This is a genomic window from Methylobacterium sp. 391_Methyba4, from assembly GCF_029691625.1.
GTDB lineage: Bacteria > Pseudomonadota > Alphaproteobacteria > Rhizobiales > Beijerinckiaceae > Methylobacterium > Methylobacterium fujisawaense.
In genome coordinates this window covers 5,877,153-5,894,205 of record NZ_CP121475.1, presented here as the reverse complement: position 1 = coordinate 5,894,205, position 17,053 = coordinate 5,877,153, and the positions used below count along the sequence as shown (strand labels likewise).

Annotated in this window: 11 protein-coding genes; 9 read left to right on the top strand and 2 right to left on the bottom strand. The window is 71.5% G+C overall.

The window, feature by feature from the left end:
• The first annotated feature begins 562 nt into the window (after positions 1 to 562).
• Both P9K36_RS27740 and P9K36_RS27735 read left to right on the top strand, forming a co-directional pair.
• Positions 563 to 1,477 carry a manganese catalase family protein gene (locus P9K36_RS27740; protein WP_043355261.1) on the top strand — a complete coding sequence of 305 codons (915 nt, stop codon included), beginning with the start codon at positions 563 to 565 and terminating at the stop codon, positions 1,475 to 1,477.
• Between the two features lie 309 nt (positions 1,478 to 1,786).
• Positions 1,787 to 3,922 (top strand): S9 family peptidase, encoded by a 2,136-nt coding sequence (locus tag P9K36_RS27735; protein WP_043388945.1) that lies wholly within the window; start codon positions 1,787 to 1,789, stop codon positions 3,920 to 3,922.
• A gap of 138 nt (positions 3,923 to 4,060) precedes the next feature.
• On the opposite strand, the gene P9K36_RS27730 is transcribed toward P9K36_RS27735, so the two are convergent.
• Positions 4,061 to 7,516, bottom strand: coding sequence for an AsmA-like C-terminal region-containing protein (locus tag P9K36_RS27730; RefSeq protein WP_111473461.1), 3,456 nt, complete (start codon positions 7,514 to 7,516; stop codon positions 4,061 to 4,063).
• Between the two features lie 467 nt (positions 7,517 to 7,983).
• On the opposite strand from P9K36_RS27730, the gene P9K36_RS27725 reads away from it, so the two are divergent.
• The 7 genes from P9K36_RS27725 to P9K36_RS27695 all read left to right on the top strand — a co-directional run bounded on the left by P9K36_RS27725 (position 7,984) and on the right by P9K36_RS27695 (position 14,858).
• Positions 7,984 to 10,365, top strand: coding sequence for a UvrD-helicase domain-containing protein (locus P9K36_RS27725; RefSeq protein WP_043389230.1), 2,382 nt, complete (start codon positions 7,984 to 7,986; stop codon positions 10,363 to 10,365).
• A gap of 419 nt (positions 10,366 to 10,784) precedes the next feature.
• The gene (locus tag P9K36_RS27720) at positions 10,785 to 11,501 is read left to right on the top strand and encodes a PhoH family protein (protein ID WP_012321860.1); all 717 of its coding nucleotides are present in this window, start codon (positions 10,785 to 10,787) and stop codon (positions 11,499 to 11,501) included.
• 133 nt (positions 11,502 to 11,634) lie between these two features.
• Positions 11,635 to 11,883 carry a hypothetical protein gene (locus P9K36_RS27715; protein WP_043760094.1) on the top strand — a complete coding sequence of 83 codons (249 nt, stop codon included), beginning with the start codon at positions 11,635 to 11,637 and terminating at the stop codon, positions 11,881 to 11,883.
• 148 nt (positions 11,884 to 12,031) lie between these two features.
• Positions 12,032 to 12,316 carry an accessory factor UbiK family protein gene (locus P9K36_RS27710; protein ID WP_043346993.1) on the top strand — a complete coding sequence of 95 codons (285 nt, stop codon included), beginning with the start codon at positions 12,032 to 12,034 and terminating at the stop codon, positions 12,314 to 12,316.
• Between the two features lie 290 nt (positions 12,317 to 12,606).
• On the top strand, positions 12,607 to 13,116 hold the full coding sequence (locus tag P9K36_RS27705; RefSeq protein ID WP_043346992.1) for a YbjN domain-containing protein: 510 nt from the start codon (positions 12,607 to 12,609) through the stop codon (positions 13,114 to 13,116).
• Between the two features lie 14 nt (positions 13,117 to 13,130).
• Entirely contained in the window at positions 13,131 to 13,934 is an 804-nt protein-coding gene (proC, locus tag P9K36_RS27700; protein WP_170861832.1) for a pyrroline-5-carboxylate reductase, read from the top strand.
• A gap of 102 nt (positions 13,935 to 14,036) precedes the next feature.
• Complete coding sequence (locus P9K36_RS27695) at positions 14,037 to 14,858, top strand: hypothetical protein (RefSeq protein WP_043388951.1); 822 nt, start codon at positions 14,037 to 14,039, stop codon at positions 14,856 to 14,858.
• Positions 14,859 to 14,871: 13 nt separating this feature from the next.
• Here the strand turns inward: P9K36_RS27695 and P9K36_RS27690 are convergent, their stop codons facing one another.
• Positions 14,872 to 16,818, bottom strand: a complete 1,947-nt coding sequence (locus tag P9K36_RS27690) for a methyl-accepting chemotaxis protein (RefSeq protein ID WP_100794125.1) — start codon at positions 16,816 to 16,818, stop codon at positions 14,872 to 14,874.
• Positions 16,819 to 17,053: the final 235 nt, after the last annotated feature.

Genomic DNA, 17,053 nt, shown 5'->3' with positions numbered 1-17,053 from the left:
GATACGGCGGTGATGGGGACCGGCCCGATCGCGAATGCCTCGGCGATCGGGGCCGATCTACCCTCTCACGGGAAGGGCGAAGCGTCCGCTCAGAACGTGATGTCTGCAATTCCGGGTGTGGAACGGCACCTGGCGGCCGCTTTCCACCGCGAGCCGAAGTTGACGGATGCGGGGCTGCTTTCGGGCTCGGCCGACGGCCGTCCCGGCGGCCGGCATGGGTCGGAGGCGGATGCCCCCTTCGGCGCGACGCGCCAGGGGCCGCGCCCCGTTCCAAGCCGAAGCTGCCGGCTGGCCGACAAGGGGCCGCGCCCCGGAACAAGGGGCCGCGCCCCGGAAGCGGCGACGGCGTTCCGCACGGCCGAAAGGGGGCGAAAGCGGGCCGGCCGGTGCGGATGGATATGCGACGGGCTGCTTCTCAGCTGCCACCGTATCGAGGCGGAATTCGTAATCCCGCCTGGCGTAATTGCCAGATCCTGCACCTGTCGATCTGCGAGGCGACAGGAACAATCATCCGCCCGAACAGATGCCATCTTGCGCACACCGCGCAAACGGAGCTGCTCGCATGTTCATGAAGCTCGACCGCCTTCAGGCTGAACTGCCCCAGCCGAAGAAGCCCGATCCCAACGCCGCTGCCGCCCTGCAGGAGCTGCTCGGCGGAAAATACGGCGAGATGTCGACGCTCGGAAACTACATGTTCCAAAGCTTCAACTTTCGCAACAAGTCGAAGCTGCGCCCTTTCTACAGCCTGGTATCGAGCATCTTCGCGGAGGAACTCGGGCATGTCGAGCTGGTCTCAACCGGCATCGCCATGCTGAACAACGGTCCGGGTGACGACACCGAGGAGGTCGACGTCTCCAAGGCCCCCTTCCACGACATGCAGGACATCCGGCTGGCCGGCAGCTTCCTGTCGAACGGCGGCGGCGCGACACCTGTCAACTCGAACGCCCAGTCGTGGAACGTCGACATGGTCACGACCACGGGCAACATCATCATCGACCTGCTGCACAACTTCCACTTGGAGTGCGGCGCCCGCCTGCACAAGCTGCGCGTCTACGAGACCCTGACGGACCCGACCGGTCGCGAGGTCTGCGGCTATCTCCTGGTGCGCGGCTCGGTCCACGCCCACGCCTACGCGCTGGCGCTCAAGAAGCTCACCGGCGTCGAGATCGAGAAGATGCTGCCCACGCCGAACATCGTCCTCGACAAGATACCGGAATGCCAGAAATACCTGCAGGAGGGCTCGCACCGGCGCCTCTACCGGTTCAGCCCCGACGACTACAAGGAAGCGGCGGGCGTGTGGTCGAACGACGAGGTAGCGCTGCCCGGCGATCCGCCTGGCAACCTGGAAGTGGTGGACGGTCTGCCCGAGGGTGGCAAGATCCCCGAGCTCGACGGCAATTACGGGGCATTCGCGCCCAACTACGCGCCCCAGGAGATCTTCGAGATCGCGAGCAAGCTCTACAAGAAGAGCCGCTGAACGGACGACGGTGGATGGAGATCGCCCCGCGGATGCGACGCCGCGGGGCGCGGCGGCTCTCTCGGCGGCTCTCTCGGCGGCTCTCTGCCGCTCGGACGGCCGAGCCGATGGCGTTCAGACCCCGGGCGCGGTGCGCCCGGCCCGGATGCCCCTGGACGGCGGGGTGACGCAGATCCCGGGATTACCGCGCCGTTCTGCCCCGCAACACAGCCCTCGCCCTGCCGCCCTGCGCCCCGGGTGCCTTGCATCCCGGCGCCGGGCGGGACACATCCCGTCACCCGAACGTGACGGGACCCGACGGGAGAGACAATGACGGAGATCGGCCACGGCTTGCTCGCTCACCGGTCCGGCGCGCCGGTCGCCGAGGTCCGGCCGCGACGCTTCAGCGTCCACGGGCATGAGATCACCGACGATTACGCTTGGCTGAAGGCCGAGAACTGGCAGACGGTCCTCAAGGACCCGTCGGCGCTGCCCGACGACATCGCCGCCTACCTGAAGGCCGAGAACGCCTTCGCCGAACAGGCGCTCGCCGGGAGCACGGAGCTGCGGCGGCAGCTGGTCGCCGAAATGCGCGGGCGCATCCAGGAGGACGAGAGCGGCGTCCCGGAGCCGGACGGGCCCTTCGCCTACTACACCCGCCATCGCGCGGGCGGCCAGCACCCGCTGATCTGCCGGCGGCCGGCCACGTCGCCCGACGTGCCCGAAACGGGGCCGGACCCGGACGAGACGATCCTCATCGACGGCGACCGCGAGGGCGAGGGCCTGCCGTTCTTCGAGATCGCCGCCGCGGTGCATTCCGACGACCACGAACGACTCGCCTGGAGCGCCGACACCAAGGGCTCGGAACTCTACACGATCCGGGTGCGCGACGTCGCCACCGGCCTCGATCTCGACGACCGGGTCGACGCGACCTCCGGCGAGGCGGTCTGGGCCGCGGACGGGGCAAGCTTCTGGTACGTGGCGGTGGACGCCAACCACCGACCCGCGAAGGTCATGCGGCACCGCATCGGCACGGGGCAGAGCGAGGACGAGACCGTCTACACGGAAGCCGATGCCGGCTACTTCGTCCATATCGGCAAGACCCAGTCCGGCGCCTTCCTCGACGTGACGGTGAGCGACCATGAGACCTCCGAGGTCCGGCTCCTCGACCGGCAAGCGGAGGACGCCCCCTTGCGCCTCGTCGAGCCGCGCACGCCGCTGCTGATCTACGGGGTCGAGCATCGCGGCGACCGGCTGTTCATCCGCACCAACGCGGACGGCGCCGAGGACTTCAAGATCGTCACCGCGCCGCTGGACGATCCGGGCCGCGCCCACTGGACCGACCTCGTGCCGCACCGGGCCGGGGTGATGATCCGCCACCTGCACCTGCTCACCGGCCACCTGATCCGTCTGGAGATCGAGAACGCCAAGCCGCGGATCGTCGTGCGCGACTTGGCCGACGGCGCCGAGCACACGGTCGCCTTCGAGGAGGAAGCCTATTCCCTCGGCCTGCGCGCCGGCCTCGCCTTCGACACGGCCACGATCCGCTTCGTCTACGCGTCGATGACGACCCCGTCGGAGACCTGGGATTACGACTGCGCGGCGCGCACGCGGGTCCTGCGCAAGCGTCAGGCGGTGCCGAGCGGCCACGATCCGGCCGCCTACGTGACCCGGCGGCTCTTCGCCACCGCGCCCGACGGCGCGCAGGTGCCGATCTCGCTGCTGCACCGGCGGGATCTCGTCCTCGACGGCAGCGCGCCGCTGCTGCTCTACGGCTACGGCTCCTACGGCACGCTGATGCCGGCGGCGTTCCGCACGAACCTGCTGAGCCTCGTCGACCGCGGCTTCGTCTACGCGATCGCCCATATCCGCGGCGGCACCGAGAAGGGCTGGCGCTGGTACCTCGACGGCAAGCGCGAGAAGAAGCCCAACACCTTCACGGACTTCATCGCCTGCGCCCGGGCCCTGATCGCGGCGCGCTACACCGCCGAGAAGCGCATCGTCGCCCATGGCGGATCGGCGGGCGGGATGCTGATGGGGGCGGTTGCCAACCTCGCGCCGGAGCTGTTCGCCGGGATCGTCGCCGACGTCCCCTTCGTCGACGTGCTCAACACCATGCTCGACGCGGAGCTGCCCCTGACCCCGCCGGAATGGCCCGAATGGGGCAACCCGGGGGAGAGCGAGGCCGCCTTCCGGACGATCCTGTCGTACTCGCCCTACGATAACGTCGCCGCCAAGGACTATCCGGCGATCCTGGCGCTCGGCGGGCTCACCGACCCGCGCGTCACCTACTGGGAGCCGGCCAAGTGGGTCGCGCGGCTGCGCGCCACCATGACGGGCGGCGGGCCGGTGCTCCTGCGGATCAACATGGAGGCCGGCCATGGCGGCGCCGCCGGCCGGTTCGACCGGCTGGAGGAGGTGGCGCTGATCTACGCCTTCGCGCTCATGGCGGTGGGGAAGGCTTGAGCGCCGTCGTCCGTGCGGGCGCATGGCCCATGACGGCGATGACGGGGCCATGACGGGGCCATGACGGGGCGCGGCGCCTGAGGCGTTCAGAGGGGCCGGTCCCACGGAGATGGGAGCTGCCTCAGGATGCGGCCGGCCTCACGGTCGGACCTCGGCGGGAGCCGGCGGTTGGGCGATCCCCTCGTCCGGATTGCGGGCCCGCTTCGCCGCCTCCTCGGCGGCCTTCTCCCCGGCGGCCTTCTCCGCAGCCGCTTTCTCGGCGGCAGCCTTCTCGGCCGCGGCCTTGAGAGCCGCCGCGCGGGCCCGGTCCATCTCGATCCGAGCGCGGCGGCGCTGCCGCTCCACCTGGTCGGCCTCGGTCAGCTCGATCGTCTCCAGCTCGCGCTGCAGCACGAAGGCGGCGAGGCCGTTCGACAGGGTGCCGACATCCAGCACCCGCTCCGGCGCGCCGAGGGGCCCGGTCAGGCCGAACTGGACCGCGGGCGGGCCGGCATTCCAGCCCCGGGGGACCGGGCCGCCCACAAGCGTGCCGCGGACGTTGAGGCGGCCGGCGCGCAGGTCGTAGCCGACGGTGCCGGCCCAGCGGGCCGGGCCGAGATCGAGGTCGAACGGCCCGGCCCGCAGGACGCCGCCCACGATGGTGGCGGCGGCCCGGGCGGATCCCCGCGCCTGCCCGCCGCCCCGGGCGAGTTCCTCGGTGACCAGGGCCTGGAGCCGCCCCTCGCGGAGCGGGTCGTCCATCTCGGCCGCCCGGGCCAGCACCCGGCCGAGGGCCGCAGGATCGGCCGCGGGCAGGCTCAGATCGGTCAGGGTGAGCGCGCCGCTGCCCGAGAGGCTGTCGGCGAGGCCCGGCAGGGTCTCGGCCGTGGCGGCGAACCGCAGATCGGCGCTCAGGCGGCCGCCGATCGGGCCGCCGGCCAGCGTCGGGAGCGCCGCACCGTCGAGGCTGCCCGAGCCGGAGACCGCAGCGCCGGCCCCGAGGCGGGCGATCGTCACCGAACCCGCGAGCCGTCCCCCGGCGAGCTTGCCGGACAGGTCCCGCAGGATCAGGTTCCCATCGGTGAGGCCCAGGCCGGCCGTCGCCTCCGTGGCGACGAGGCCGCGCCCGAGATCCAGGCTGGCGACGCGGGCGTCGAGGGACAGGGCCGGATGGGCCGTCGGCGGCCCGAACGTGCCGTTCGCCCCCGGCGGGATCACCAGGGCGGCGGCGAGCTGCGGCACGGACAGGCGGTCGAGGGCGAGGCGGCCGTGCAGGGCGCCGCCCGCCGCCCGCAGCAGCGTCCCGTTCACCCCCGAACCCGCGACCGTGCCGGCGATGGCGGCGGCGGCCTCGCCCTGCTGCCGCGACAGCGTGACGGTGAGGTCGGCCGGCCACGCGCCGGGGGCCAGGGTCGCGGCGCCGGCGAGCGTCAGGAACGGCGCCAGATCGGCCGTGTCGGCCCGGACTTCGCCGCCCGTGGGCACGAAGTCGGGACCGACCAGGATCGGGCGGCCGGTGGAGAGCCGGAGGCCCGCGACCGTGCCGTTCGCCGTCAGGGCGAGGGCCTGGCCGTCCGGCCGCTCGGCCGTCACGTGCAGTTCGGCGGGCTGCTGGAGGCCAACGATGTCGGTGCGGCCGAACCACGCCCCCGCCCGGGGCGCGGTGAGCGTGGCGGTGCCGCCCTCGATCCGCGTGCCGCGGCTCGCCAGGGTCAGGTCGAGGGTGCCGCCGCCGGCGCTGCCCCGCGCCTGAGTCCGCAAAGCCGCGGCCGCGCCGCCCGCCCGGTCGAGGGTGACGGCGAGGTCGAGGGGCGCGTCCCGCAGGACGGCGGGCAGCAGGCGGATCTCGCCCACCCAGACCCGCTCGAGCAGGCCGAGCAGCGGCGCCGCCGCCGGGGCCTTCAGCCGTCCGGAGACGCGGCCGGTCCCGTCCGCGCCGATCTGGCCGGACAGCCGGGCGCTGGCGCCGGCGAGATCGGTGACGTCGAGGCTGTCGACCGTGAGGCCGGCGCCGTCGGACTGGATCCGCGCCGCGATCGTCCCGGTGCCGGAGCCCGTGGCGCCGAACCGGACATCCTTCGCTTCCAGGGTCAGGGCGAGGTCGGTGTCGCGCAGGGTCCCGAGCGTCGTCCCAAGGGGCGGCAGGCCGGCGATGTCGAGGCCGCTGGCGCGGATCTGGGCCTCGAAGCGGCCGCGCTCGGTGCCCTCGGCGGCGGTGTAGCGGGCGTTGCCGGTGATCCGCGCCGGTCCGAGGCCGAGGCGCAGGTTGCGCAGGGACAGGCCGGTGGCGGCGGCCGACAGGTCGGCGGCGGCCTCGACCGTGCGCCCGTCGAGGAGCGCGACGAGGGGCCCCTCGGCGCCGAGGCGGCGCAGATAGCGGCCCAACGCCTCCGAATCGGGGGCGGTGAGCGCCACCGGGCCGGTGAAACGCAACGGGGCCGTCTCGACCTGCCCGCTCGCCGCGACGGTGGCGTCGGCCGGGCCCGTCACCGACAGGCGGCGCAGCAGCAGGCCGCCGGCCCGTTCCAAGGTGCCGGTGAGGGCGAGGTTCGACCAATCCTCGCCGCCGAGCACGGCGCTGCCCACCGTGAGGTCGAGATCGAGCATGGCCGGCAGGCTGCCGGCCGAGCGCGGCAGGCCGCGGCCGATCAGGTTCTGGCCCTCCGCCGAGGTCAGGAAGGCGTCGAGGTCGAGGCGGCGGGCCTCGAGGGTCAGGCCGCCGCGCCACTGGCGGAGATCGAGCCGGCCGGTGCCGCCGAACCGCAGGCTCCGGCCCCCGGGATCGATGGCGAGGTCGACGCCCTCGAACCGCACCTGCGTACCCCGGGCCTTGAAGGTGCCGGCCAGCGAGAAGGGCAGGTAGGCGCCCGCGGCCTGGGTCGGCGGCCCGACGACGAGGCGCGCCGAGCCCTCGGCCTCGACCAGGGAGCCGCCGGCTTCGCTCGGCGCGAGGCCAAAGCGTGCATCCGCCTCGAAGCGCGGAGCCGCGTCGCCGCCGCCGGAGATCTTGGCGGCGAGGCGCCCGTCGGGTCCCGGCGTGCCGCTCACCGCCCGGAACGGGATGCCGCCGCTCGTCCCCTCGACCCGCCAGGGGCCGACCAGGGCCGGCGCCTGCAGGTGCAGGTCCTGGACGTAGAGCTGGTCGGTCCGCCCGGTGGCGGGCACCTGCGTGGTGACCAGGAACTGCTGGATCTGCAGGTTCTCGATCGCGAGGTCGCGGTCGCGCAGGGCGCCACCGAAATCGGCCGGCAGCTTCAGGGCGTCAGGGCCGGCGACCGGGAGCTTGATCTCGGCCCGGCCGATCCGGGTCTCGGTGAAGCGGAACTCGCCCTTCAGGAGCGGCGCGAGGGCGATCTCGGCCTTGACGAACCGGGCGTCCAGGCTCGGCCGGTCCGGATCGGCGCCGAGATGCAGGCGGTCTACGCGCAGCCGCGGCGAGGGCAGCAGCCGGACCTCGATCCGGCCGTCGGTCCGGACCGGGACGCCGAGGGACCGGGCGAGCGCCCGGTCGACGAGCGCGCGATGGGCCTGCCAGTCGACGAAGGGCGGAACGGCGAGCGCCGCCACGAGAACCAGGATGACGGCGCACGCCAGCGCGGTCAGAAGATCACGCAATGGTCCTGTTCCGCACCATCTCTCCGCGAGGCCGCGCCATCACCGTGCCGCCGTGCCCCGCGTGCCCCCGCGAGTCAGTTGTCACGGCCATAGCACGATAAGCCCCCGGGAGCGCCAGCGGCGATGCCACGGTCCGGAGCGGCTCTCGGCGCGCGCGCGGCGGCCCGCGGCACCCCGGGCCAGGAGCTCCGGACCGGGCGCGGATCCCCTCTCCCGTGCGGGAGAGGGATAGGGATGCGACCTCTCCGGAAAGACCTGATCCCTCACCCCAACCCTCTCCCGCGCGGGAGAGGGGGCTTGTCGCGCTCCGCCGCCGCTGTCGGCCCTCGATCACACAGGTGCCGATCCGCGGCCACCGGGGAGACGGCGGCGCCCCGCAGCCGGCCGCGGGCCCCGAAGGGCGCGGATCGTCCCGGCGCGGCGCGAACGGCCTCGACGCCGTTCGCGATTTGGTCCAGGGATGCGGGATGCAGAACCGCCCGCAAGCGCAGCCCGCCGGGGACGGCGCGCCCGCCACGTCCATCACCGCCCGCGCCATGGGCGCCCTCCGCCGCGACGCCGCCGGCTATCTCGAGGGGCTTAATCCCGAGCAGCGCCGCGCCGTCGAGACCACGGAGGGCCCGATCCTCGTGCTGGCCGGCGCCGGCACCGGCAAGACCCGGGTGCTGACCACCCGCATCGCCCACCTGATCGCCACCGGGCGGGCGCGCCCCTTCGACATCCTGGCGGTGACCTTCACCAACAAGGCCGCCCGGGAGATGAAGCACCGGATCGGCACGCTGATCGGCCCCGCCGGCGAGGGCATGCCCTGGCTCGGCACCTTCCACGCCATCGGCACCAAGATCCTGCGCCGCCACGCCGAGCTGGTTGGGCTCAAATCCGACTTCACCATCCTGGGCACCGACGACCAGCTCCGGCTGATGAAGCAGGTGATCGCCGACCAGAACGTCGACGAGAAGCGCTGGCCGGCCCGGGCCCTGTCCCACGCCATCGACGGCTGGAAGAACCGCGGCCTCGGCCCCGAGCAGGTGCCCCCGGGCGAGGCTGCCTCGTTCGCCTTCGGAAAGGGCGGCGCGCTCTACACCGCCTACCAGGCCCGGCTCGCGACGCTAAACGCCGTCGATTTCGGCGATCTCCTGCTGCTCTGCCTTAAGCTCTGGCGGGAGAACCCCGACGTCCTGGCCAATTACCAGGACCGGTTCCGCTACATCCTGGTGGACGAGTACCAAGACACCAACGTCGCGCAGTACCTGTGGCTGCGCCTGCTGGCGCAACAGCGCAAGAACATCGCCTGCGTGGGCGACGACGACCAGTCGATCTACGGCTGGCGCGGCGCCGAGGTCGACAACATCCTGCGCTTCGAGCACGATTTCCCCGGCGCGGTGGTGGTGCGGCTGGAGCGCAACTACCGCTCCACCGGCCATATCCTCGCCGCCGCCTCGGGGCTGATCGCCAAGAACGAGAGCCGCCTCGGCAAGACCCTGCGCACCGACGACGAGCCGGGCGAGCGCGTCACCGTCACGGGCGCCTGGGATTCCGAGGAGGAGGCGCGGATGCTCGCCGAATCGATCGAATCCCTCCAGGTGAAGCAGCATCCCCTGTCGGAGATCGCCGTGCTGGTGCGGATTTCCGCGCAGATGCGCGAGATCGAGGATCGGTTCGTCCAGCTCGGCCTGCCCTATCGGGTCATCGGCGGCCCGCGCTTCTACGAGCGCGCCGAGATCCGCGACGCCCTGGCGTATCTGCGCGCCACCGTGAATGTCAGCGACGACCTCGCCTTCGAGCGGATCGTGAACACGCCCAAGCGCGGCCTGGGCGACGCCACCCTGCAGCAGCTCCACACCTACGGCCGTGCCAACCGGCTGCCCCTGCGGATCGCCGCCGAGCGCCTGTGCGAGACCGACGAGCTGAAGCCCCGCGTCCGCTCGACCCTGCGGGCGCTCACCGAGAGCTTCGCACGGTGGGCGCGACTGGTGGAGGCGCAGCCGCACAGCGAGGTCGCGCAGACGATCCTCGAGGAATCCGGCTACACCGAGATGTGGCAGAAGGACCGCTCGGCCGACGCCGCCGGCCGGCTGGAGAACCTGAAGGAATTCGTCCGCTCCATGGAGGAATTCCCGGACCTCGCGGCCTTCCTGGAGCACGTCTCCCTGGTGATGGAGGCCTCCGAGGCCGAGGGCGCCGAGCGGGTCTCGCTGATGACGCTCCACGCCGCCAAGGGGCTCGAATTCGACACCGTGTTCCTGCCCGGCTGGGAGGACGGCCTGTTCCCGAACCAGCGGGCGCTGGACGAGAGCGGCCGCGCCGGCCTGGAGGAGGAGCGGCGCCTCGCCCATGTGGGCCTGACCCGGGCGCGCAAGCGGGCGAAGCTGTCCTTCGCGGTCAACCGGCGCATCCACGGGCTCTGGTCGTCGACCATCCCGTCGCGGTTCATCGACGAGTTGCCCGAGACCGCCGTCGACGTGGTCGAGGCCCCCGCCCACTTCTCGGCCGGCGCCTCGCGGTTCGACCGCAACCCGGCGCCGTTCGGATCGAGCTACGGCACGCCGGGCTGGCAGCGGGCGCAGGCCAACACCGCGCCGGGTGGCCGGTCCGGGTCCGGCGGCGGCTTCCGGTCGGCGGGCCCGGGCGGCCGCTCCGGCGGCCAGTCCGGCGGACCCCGCCAGATCGAGGGCGAGCTGATCGCCAAGTCGACGGGCGCGCCCTCGGCCTTCCAGGCCGGCCAGCGGGTCTTCCACACCAAGTTCGGCCCCGGAACGGTCGCGGGCGTCGATGGCAACAAGCTCACCGTTGACTTCGACAAGGCCGGCCAGAAAATGGTGCTCGACAGCTTCATCCAGGCCGGGTGAGGCCCGTCCCGCCGACCAAGCCCGGACGTTTCAGGGCGGCAGGGTCGGCCGGCTTCGCCCCTGCGGGCGGGGAGGATCGTGATCGTGCCGGATGCCGCGTCATCGCGTCTCCCCCGTCCCGAACCTGATGCATCCGCGCCAGCCGCGCGGCTTTTTCGAAGCCCCCTCGTCCACCGTCACCCCTTGGTCACACCCGGCGCGCATTCGTCGGATGCGAATCGCACTGGTGCGCCAGTTGCATCGTGTATTCGGCCGCGCACGGATCGTCGTGACGCTCTCCACAGGCGGACGAGCGCGGGGCGGAACCTTCGGCCTGGGGCCGGTATTAAGTTTCGCAAACGAATAGAACCGGGAGCACGCAGGTAAACGGCAGTTCAGATACAGATCCAGGTTGGCTAGTCCCGTTGGAGTGTACATCCATGAAGAGACGCCGCGCACGACTTGAACTGGTTGAAGACCGCACGTCCCGCATTCACCGCACACGCTTCGACGAAGAACGCAACCTCGCCCCCATCCAGCCGCTCACCGAACGCCAAGCCGAGTATCTCGACGCCCTCGCCCGCTCCCCGCAGGTCATCGTCCTGGGGCCGGCCGGCACCGGAAAGACCTTCATCGCCGGCACCCGCGCGGCGGACCAGCTCCGCCAGCGCCGGATCGCCAAAGTCGTCATCACCCGCCCGAACGTGCCCTCGGGCCGGTCCCTCGGCTACTTCCCCGGCACGCTGGAAGAGAAGATCGCCCCCTGGGTCGCCCCGCTGACCGAGGCCATGAAGGAGCGCATGGGCGCCGCCGCCTTCGAGATCGCACTCAAGACCGGCGACATCGAGATCGTCCCCTTCGAGGTGATGCGCGGGCGGACTTTCAAGAACTGCCTCGTGATCCTCGACGAGGCCCAGAACACCACCATCAACGAGATCAAGATGTTTCTGACCCGGATCGGCGACGATTGTCAGGTCATCATCAACGGCGATGTGTCGCAGACCGACCTGCGCGAGACCTCCGGCCTGCGCACCGTCATGCACATGGTCAAGAGCCGGATGATGCCGATCCCGGTGGTGGAGTTCACCCGCAACGACATCGTGCGCTCGGGAATCTGTGCCGAATGGGTGAAGGCCTTCGAGGAAACGAATCTCTGACTTGGCAGTTGATGGCGGCGGGTCCTCGCAGACCCGCCGTGCCGCCCCGCGGCACGAGACGACTCTCCGCACCTCCCGTCCGGGAGGAGGAACCGGGCACCCGACCCGGCCACCAGAAAATTGGAGTCTCCTCGTGAGGAAACTGACCTTCGCCTTTGCCGTGCTGGCCTCCCTGGGCGGCGCCGCCCTCGTCCAGCCGGCCTCGGCGGCTCCGGCGATGCCCGGCGCCGTCACGGCGCCCGACGCCGTGACCCATGTCCGCATGACCCCGATGGAGCACCGCATGATGCACCGCCGGATGCATCACCGCATGATGCACCGCCGGATGGAGCGCCGCATGATGCATCACCGCATGCATCGCCGCATGATGCGCCACATGTGATCAGCCGGCGAAGCGGGGGCCTCGCGCCTCCGCCTCGCCGTCCCGGACCGACCGGGCGTTGCTCCCCATCGCGAAGATTCCTATCTCGTCCTCTCGAATCGCGCCGTCAGGCGGCCGCCGCGGCAGCCGGCCGATCCGGGAGACCTCGATGCCCCCCTCCAATCGACTGTTCGACGACCTCGCCCGCCTGATGACCGACGCGGCCGGCGCCGCGCAGGGCGTCCGCCGCGAGGCGGAGACCGTGGCCCGGGCGCAGCTCGAACGCGTCATCCGCGACCTCGACATCGCCTCGCGCGAGGAGCTCGACGTGCTCCGCGACCTCGTGACTCAGCTGCAGGCGCAGAACGAGGCCCTGTCGGCCCGTATTGCGGCCCTGGAGGCGAAATCCGGTGCCGCCGGAGCGGGCGCCGCGGGCCTGAGCGAGGCCGTCTGAGTCTCCGCGGCAACGCCCCCGGCTTTTACACAGGAAGCCGCGGCGACGATCCGGTTTCCTGTTCACCGATTGTGACCTGCACTTTGTGTCGCGAGTCACGGCCGGTCTATAGTCGGGCATAGGGTGATTCGGGGGCTGCAGGGCGATGTCCGCAGAGCTTCGACAGTCGATCGCATCACCACCGGCCTAGATCTGCCGATCGTTCCAGTTCTCGGAGTGTTCTCACGCTCCGGTTTCGCGTCACCGTCACGTCGGGCCGGATCTCGTCCGGGCCGTCCTTTTGGATCGTCATGCCGCTTCTCAACGTCGACTTCCACGACCCGGACCGGAACGAGCATCCGCTCGACGTCGTCGAGCGGCTGGCCTCCCTGCGCGATTGGATCTTCGACCGGGCCGAGACCGACGAGATGTCGGTCACGAGCCCCGGCCGGTGGACCGACTACAACGTGGCCTTCACCTGGATCGAGGATGTCGAGGCGCTTCACGTCGCCTGCGCCTTCGACCTCAAGGTGCAGGAGCGGCAGCGCACCGAGGTGATGCGCCTGATCGCGATGATCAATGAACAACTGTGGGTCGGCCATTTCGACCTTTGGACCACCGACAACGTCGTGATGTTCCGGCACGCCCTGCTGCTGACGGGGGGCGCGGTGCCGACCCACCCGCAATGCGCCACCATGATGAAGACCGCGGTGGACGCCTGCGAACGCTACTTCCAGGCGTTCCAGTTCGTGCTCTGGGCCGGCAAGAGCGCCCGCGAAGCGCTGGACGCTGTCCTGTTCGAGACCGAAGGCGAGGCGTGACCGGCCCGATGCCGATGCCCGCCTCGCTGGTCCTGGCCGGGGCCGGCAAGATGGGCGGCGCGATGCTGGCGGGCTGGCTGGATGCTGGCCTCGACCCGCGCCGGACAACGATCATCGACCCCGTGCCGTCCGGCGCGATCGTGGACCTCTGCACCGAACGGGGCATCGCCCTGAACCCCCCGGCCCCCGAGCCCGGCGCCGTTCTGGTCCTCGGCATCAAGCCGCAGGGTCTGGAGACGGCCGCCCCGGGGCTCGACCGGCTGATCGGCCGCGACACGCTCCTCGTCTCGATCCTGGCGGGCAAGACCATCGCGGATCTCCGCGCCCGCCTGCCGCGGGCGCGGGCCGTCGTCCGGGCCATGCCGAACCTGCCGGCGAGCATCGGCCGGGGCGCCACCGGCGCCTGCGCGAATCCCGAGGTGACGCCCGCGCAGCGCGCGGCCGCCGAGGCGCTGTTCGCGGCGAACGGCACGGTGGCGTGGCTCACCGACGAGGCGCAGATCGACGCCGTGACGGCGGTCTCGGGCTCCGGGCCGGCCTACGTGTTCCTGCTCGCCGAGACCCTGGCGGATGCCGGCATCGCGGCCGGCCTGGATCCCGACGTGGCCCGCAACCTCGCCCGGGCGACGGTGGCGGGGGCCGGTGCGCTCCTCGACGCAGACCCGGCCGAGGCGGCGGACTTGCGCCGCAACGTCACCTCCCCCGGCGGCACCACGGCGGCGGCCCTCGACGTGCTGATGCGGCCGGACGGCCTCGGCGCGCTGATGCGGGAGGCCGTGGCGGCGGCCCGCAGACGGGCGGAGGACCTCGCCGGCTGACACGGTGCGGCGTCCGTGCGGCATGGCCGCGCGACGGCCCTGCCCTTCGCCGCCGGCTCGCCTACATGAGGCGTCACGACCGACAGACCGGGCGACCGATCCATGACCGACAGCAGAGCCACTTCCAAGCGTCCCCGCAAGGGCGCGACGTCCCCCAAGGCGAGCAGCGCCCCCGAGAGCGCCGCCCCCGCGGCCTCCGTTCAGGATGGCGCGGCGCGGAGCGCCGGTGCGGCGCCGGAGGATAGCGCGCCGAAGCTGCCGCCCCGGGAGGCCGCCGTCGAGGCTCTGATGCGGCTCGCCGCCGAGCAGCCCTGGAACGACATCGAGGTGAGCGACATCGCCCGGGAGGCGGGTCTGACGCTCGCCGAACTGCGCGACCTGTTCCCGTCGAAGGGCGCCGTGCTCGGCGGCCTGACCCGCATCATCGACCGCAAGGTCCTGGAGGGCGATCTCGCCGGCCTCGAGGAGGAGCCCACCCGCGAGCGGCTGTTCGACGTTCTGATGCGCCGCATCGATGCGATGGAGCCCTACAAGCCCGCCCTGCGCCGGATCGCCTACGCGCTGCGCGGCGAGCCGCTGTCGATGCTGGCGCTGAACGGCGTGATGCTGAACTCGCACCGTTACATGCTGGCGGCGGCCGGGATCGACACCGAAGGCCCCCTCGGACAGCTCAAGCTGCAGGGCGTGGTCATCGCTTTCGCCCGCGTGACCCAGGTCTGGCTCGACGACGACGACCCGGCCCTGGCCCGGACGATGGCGAAGCTCGACAAGGAAATCCGCAACGGCGAGCGCGTCATGGAACGCGCCGAGGATGTCCGTCGGTTGACGGCGCCGCTGCGCGCCCTCGGCCGCTCCTTCCTCGATCGACGCCCCCGCGAGCGGCGGACGCGCGACGGCGACGAGACGGACACCGCCGCCATCTAGGCCGCCCTGGCCTTCACGCCGCCTGAATGTCGTCGAGGAAGCTGTCGACCTCGCGCTTGACCGTCAATGACTGGGTGGCAAGCTCGGACGCAGCGCTCTGGACCTGCGCGGCTGCGCTGCCGGTCTCGCGGGCGGCGGCCAGCACGCGCGTGACATTGGCCGACACATTCTCCGTGCCCCGCGCCGCTTCACCGGCATTGCGCGAGATCTCGCTCGTGGCGGCCGTCTGCTGCACCACCGTCGCGGCGATGGCGCCGCTGATCTCGTTCACGGCGGCGATGGTGCGGCCGATCTGGGCCATCGCCTCCGCGGCCTGCCCCGAGGCCGCCTGGATCGCGGCGATCTGGCCGCCGATCTCCTCGGTGGCCCGCGCCGTCTGCGAAGCGAGCTCCTTCACTTCGGAAGCCACAACGGCGAAGCCGCGCCCCGCCTCGCCGGCCCGCGCCGCCTCGATGGTGGCGTTGAGGGCCAGCAGGTTGGTCTGGTTCGCGATGCCGGAGATCATGATCACGGCGGCGCCGATCTGCTCGGCGGCGGCGCGCAGGCTCGCCATGGCGGCGTTGGTCGCCTCGGCCTCGTGGGCGGCGTGACCGGCCACCTCGTTGGAGCGCACGACCTGCCGCTCGATCTCCTGAAGCGAGGAGACCATCTCCTCGGCGGCCGCCGCGACGGTCTGGACATTGGCCGAGGTCTGCGCGGCGGCCGAGCTCGATGTCACCGCCTGACTGTTGGTGTTGTCGGCCACCCGGGTCATCGCCTGCGCGGTCGCGTCGAGTTCGCTGGTCGCCGCCGTGACGATGGCGAGCGAGGCGGCGATCTTCGCCTGGAAGGCTTGGACGCGCTGCTCGACCCGCTCGGCCCGGCGCAGGCGAGCCTCCCGTTCGGCGGCCTGCGCCGCCTCGAGTTCCGCTCGGGCGACCGCGTTCTGCCGGAAGATGTCGACGGCCTTGGCCATCGCGCCCATCTCGTCGGCCGCGTCGCGGTACGGCACCACGACCTGAAGGTCGCCGCCGGCCAGCCGCGTCATCGCCTCCGTCATGCCGGCGATCGGCCGGATGATGCTGCGGGCCAGCATGAAGGCCAGGACGCCCCCGAGGAGCAGGGCCGCGCCGACGAGGCCGATCAGGATGTAGCGGGCCCGTGACGCGGCCGACGCGGTCTCCCGGGAAATCCTCTCGCCGGCGGCCACGATCCGGTCGCGCAGCGCGATGCCGAGCCGTTCGATCGCGTCGGTGTGGGGCTTGATCCCGGTTTCGAACGTCGCCTTTGCCGAAGCCACCGCCTGATCGTACGCACGGAAGCCGGTCGCGGCGGCGACCAGCGCGTCGCGAACGGCCCTGACCTGCTGCGCGAAGACCGCGCCGCCCTGCGTGTCCTTGAACGCATCCAGGGCCGCCAGAGCCTGCTCGACCCGCTGCTCGAAGGTGCTGCGGTCCTGCGGATCCAGGCCGATCACGAAGCGGGCCGATGCGATGCGGGACCGCAGGACGGCATTCTCGATGTGCTCGATCCGCGCCAGCATTGCCTCGCCGCCTCGGGCGCGCACGTCCGCGAGCAGGTTTCCGAGAAGAACGGTGAGTGTATTGCCGGTCTCGTAGAGTTTCGCCCTGGCTTCACGCAGGGTCGCGCCCGAGGCCGCGAGGCGCTCCAGCTCCGGCTTCATCGCGCGGGCGGCCTCCCGCACGTCGTCGTACAGCTTCCGCCCGCCGTCGGTCATGGCCAGCGAGAAGTACTTGTCGCAGGTCTGCTCGATCGCCCGCCGGGCCTGCTCCATCGCGACGATCAGATCGGGATCCGGCTGGATCCGGTACCGTTCGGCGGTTCCGATGAGGCGTGCGGCGTGACCGTCGATCATCAGGACCGATTGCGCACCCCGCTCCACCCGCTCCCGGAGCGCGTGGTCTTCGCTGATCACTCCTTGCTGGTAGATCGCGAATGCACCGATGATACCCGTGATCATGACGAGCATCGCAAATCCCGCGTAGAGGCGAGAGCGTATCCCAGTTCTCACAGGCGCATCTTCCACAGAACAGGCCAAGTTCTCGGCCGAACGATAGACGCCTCAATCATGACAACATCGTGTCACGCGATCAATTTCAACTTGTACTATAGATATTTGGCGGCAATGTCTCGAGATATATTTGATATTCAGGCCAGGCAAGCCAGCCGCAGACGCAGGGCGGCACGCGCAAACG

Bases quoted from the DNA above. Each gene is read 5' to 3' on its own strand.
- P9K36_RS27740 (WP_043355261.1), top strand. From the start codon at position 563: ATGTTCATGAAGCTCGACCGCCTTCAGGCTGAACTGCCCCAGCCGAAG.
- P9K36_RS27735 (WP_043388945.1), top strand. From the start codon at position 1,787: ATGACGGAGATCGGCCACGGCTTGCTCGCTCACCGGTCCGGCGCGCCG.
- P9K36_RS27725 (WP_043389230.1), top strand. From the start codon at position 7,984: ATGCAGAACCGCCCGCAAGCGCAGCCCGCCGGGGACGGCGCGCCCGCC.
- P9K36_RS27720 (WP_012321860.1), top strand. From the start codon at position 10,785: ATGAAGAGACGCCGCGCACGACTTGAACTGGTTGAAGACCGCACGTCC.
- P9K36_RS27710 (WP_043346993.1), top strand. From the start codon at position 12,032: ATGCCCCCCTCCAATCGACTGTTCGACGACCTCGCCCGCCTGATGACC.
- P9K36_RS27705 (WP_043346992.1), top strand. From the start codon at position 12,607: ATGCCGCTTCTCAACGTCGACTTCCACGACCCGGACCGGAACGAGCAT.
- proC (WP_170861832.1), top strand. From the start codon at position 13,131: ATGCCCGCCTCGCTGGTCCTGGCCGGGGCCGGCAAGATGGGCGGCGCG.
- P9K36_RS27695 (WP_043388951.1), top strand. From the start codon at position 14,037: ATGACCGACAGCAGAGCCACTTCCAAGCGTCCCCGCAAGGGCGCGACG.
- P9K36_RS27690 (WP_100794125.1), bottom strand. From the start codon at position 16,818: ATGATCACGGGTATCATCGGTGCATTCGCGATCTACCAGCAAGGAGTG.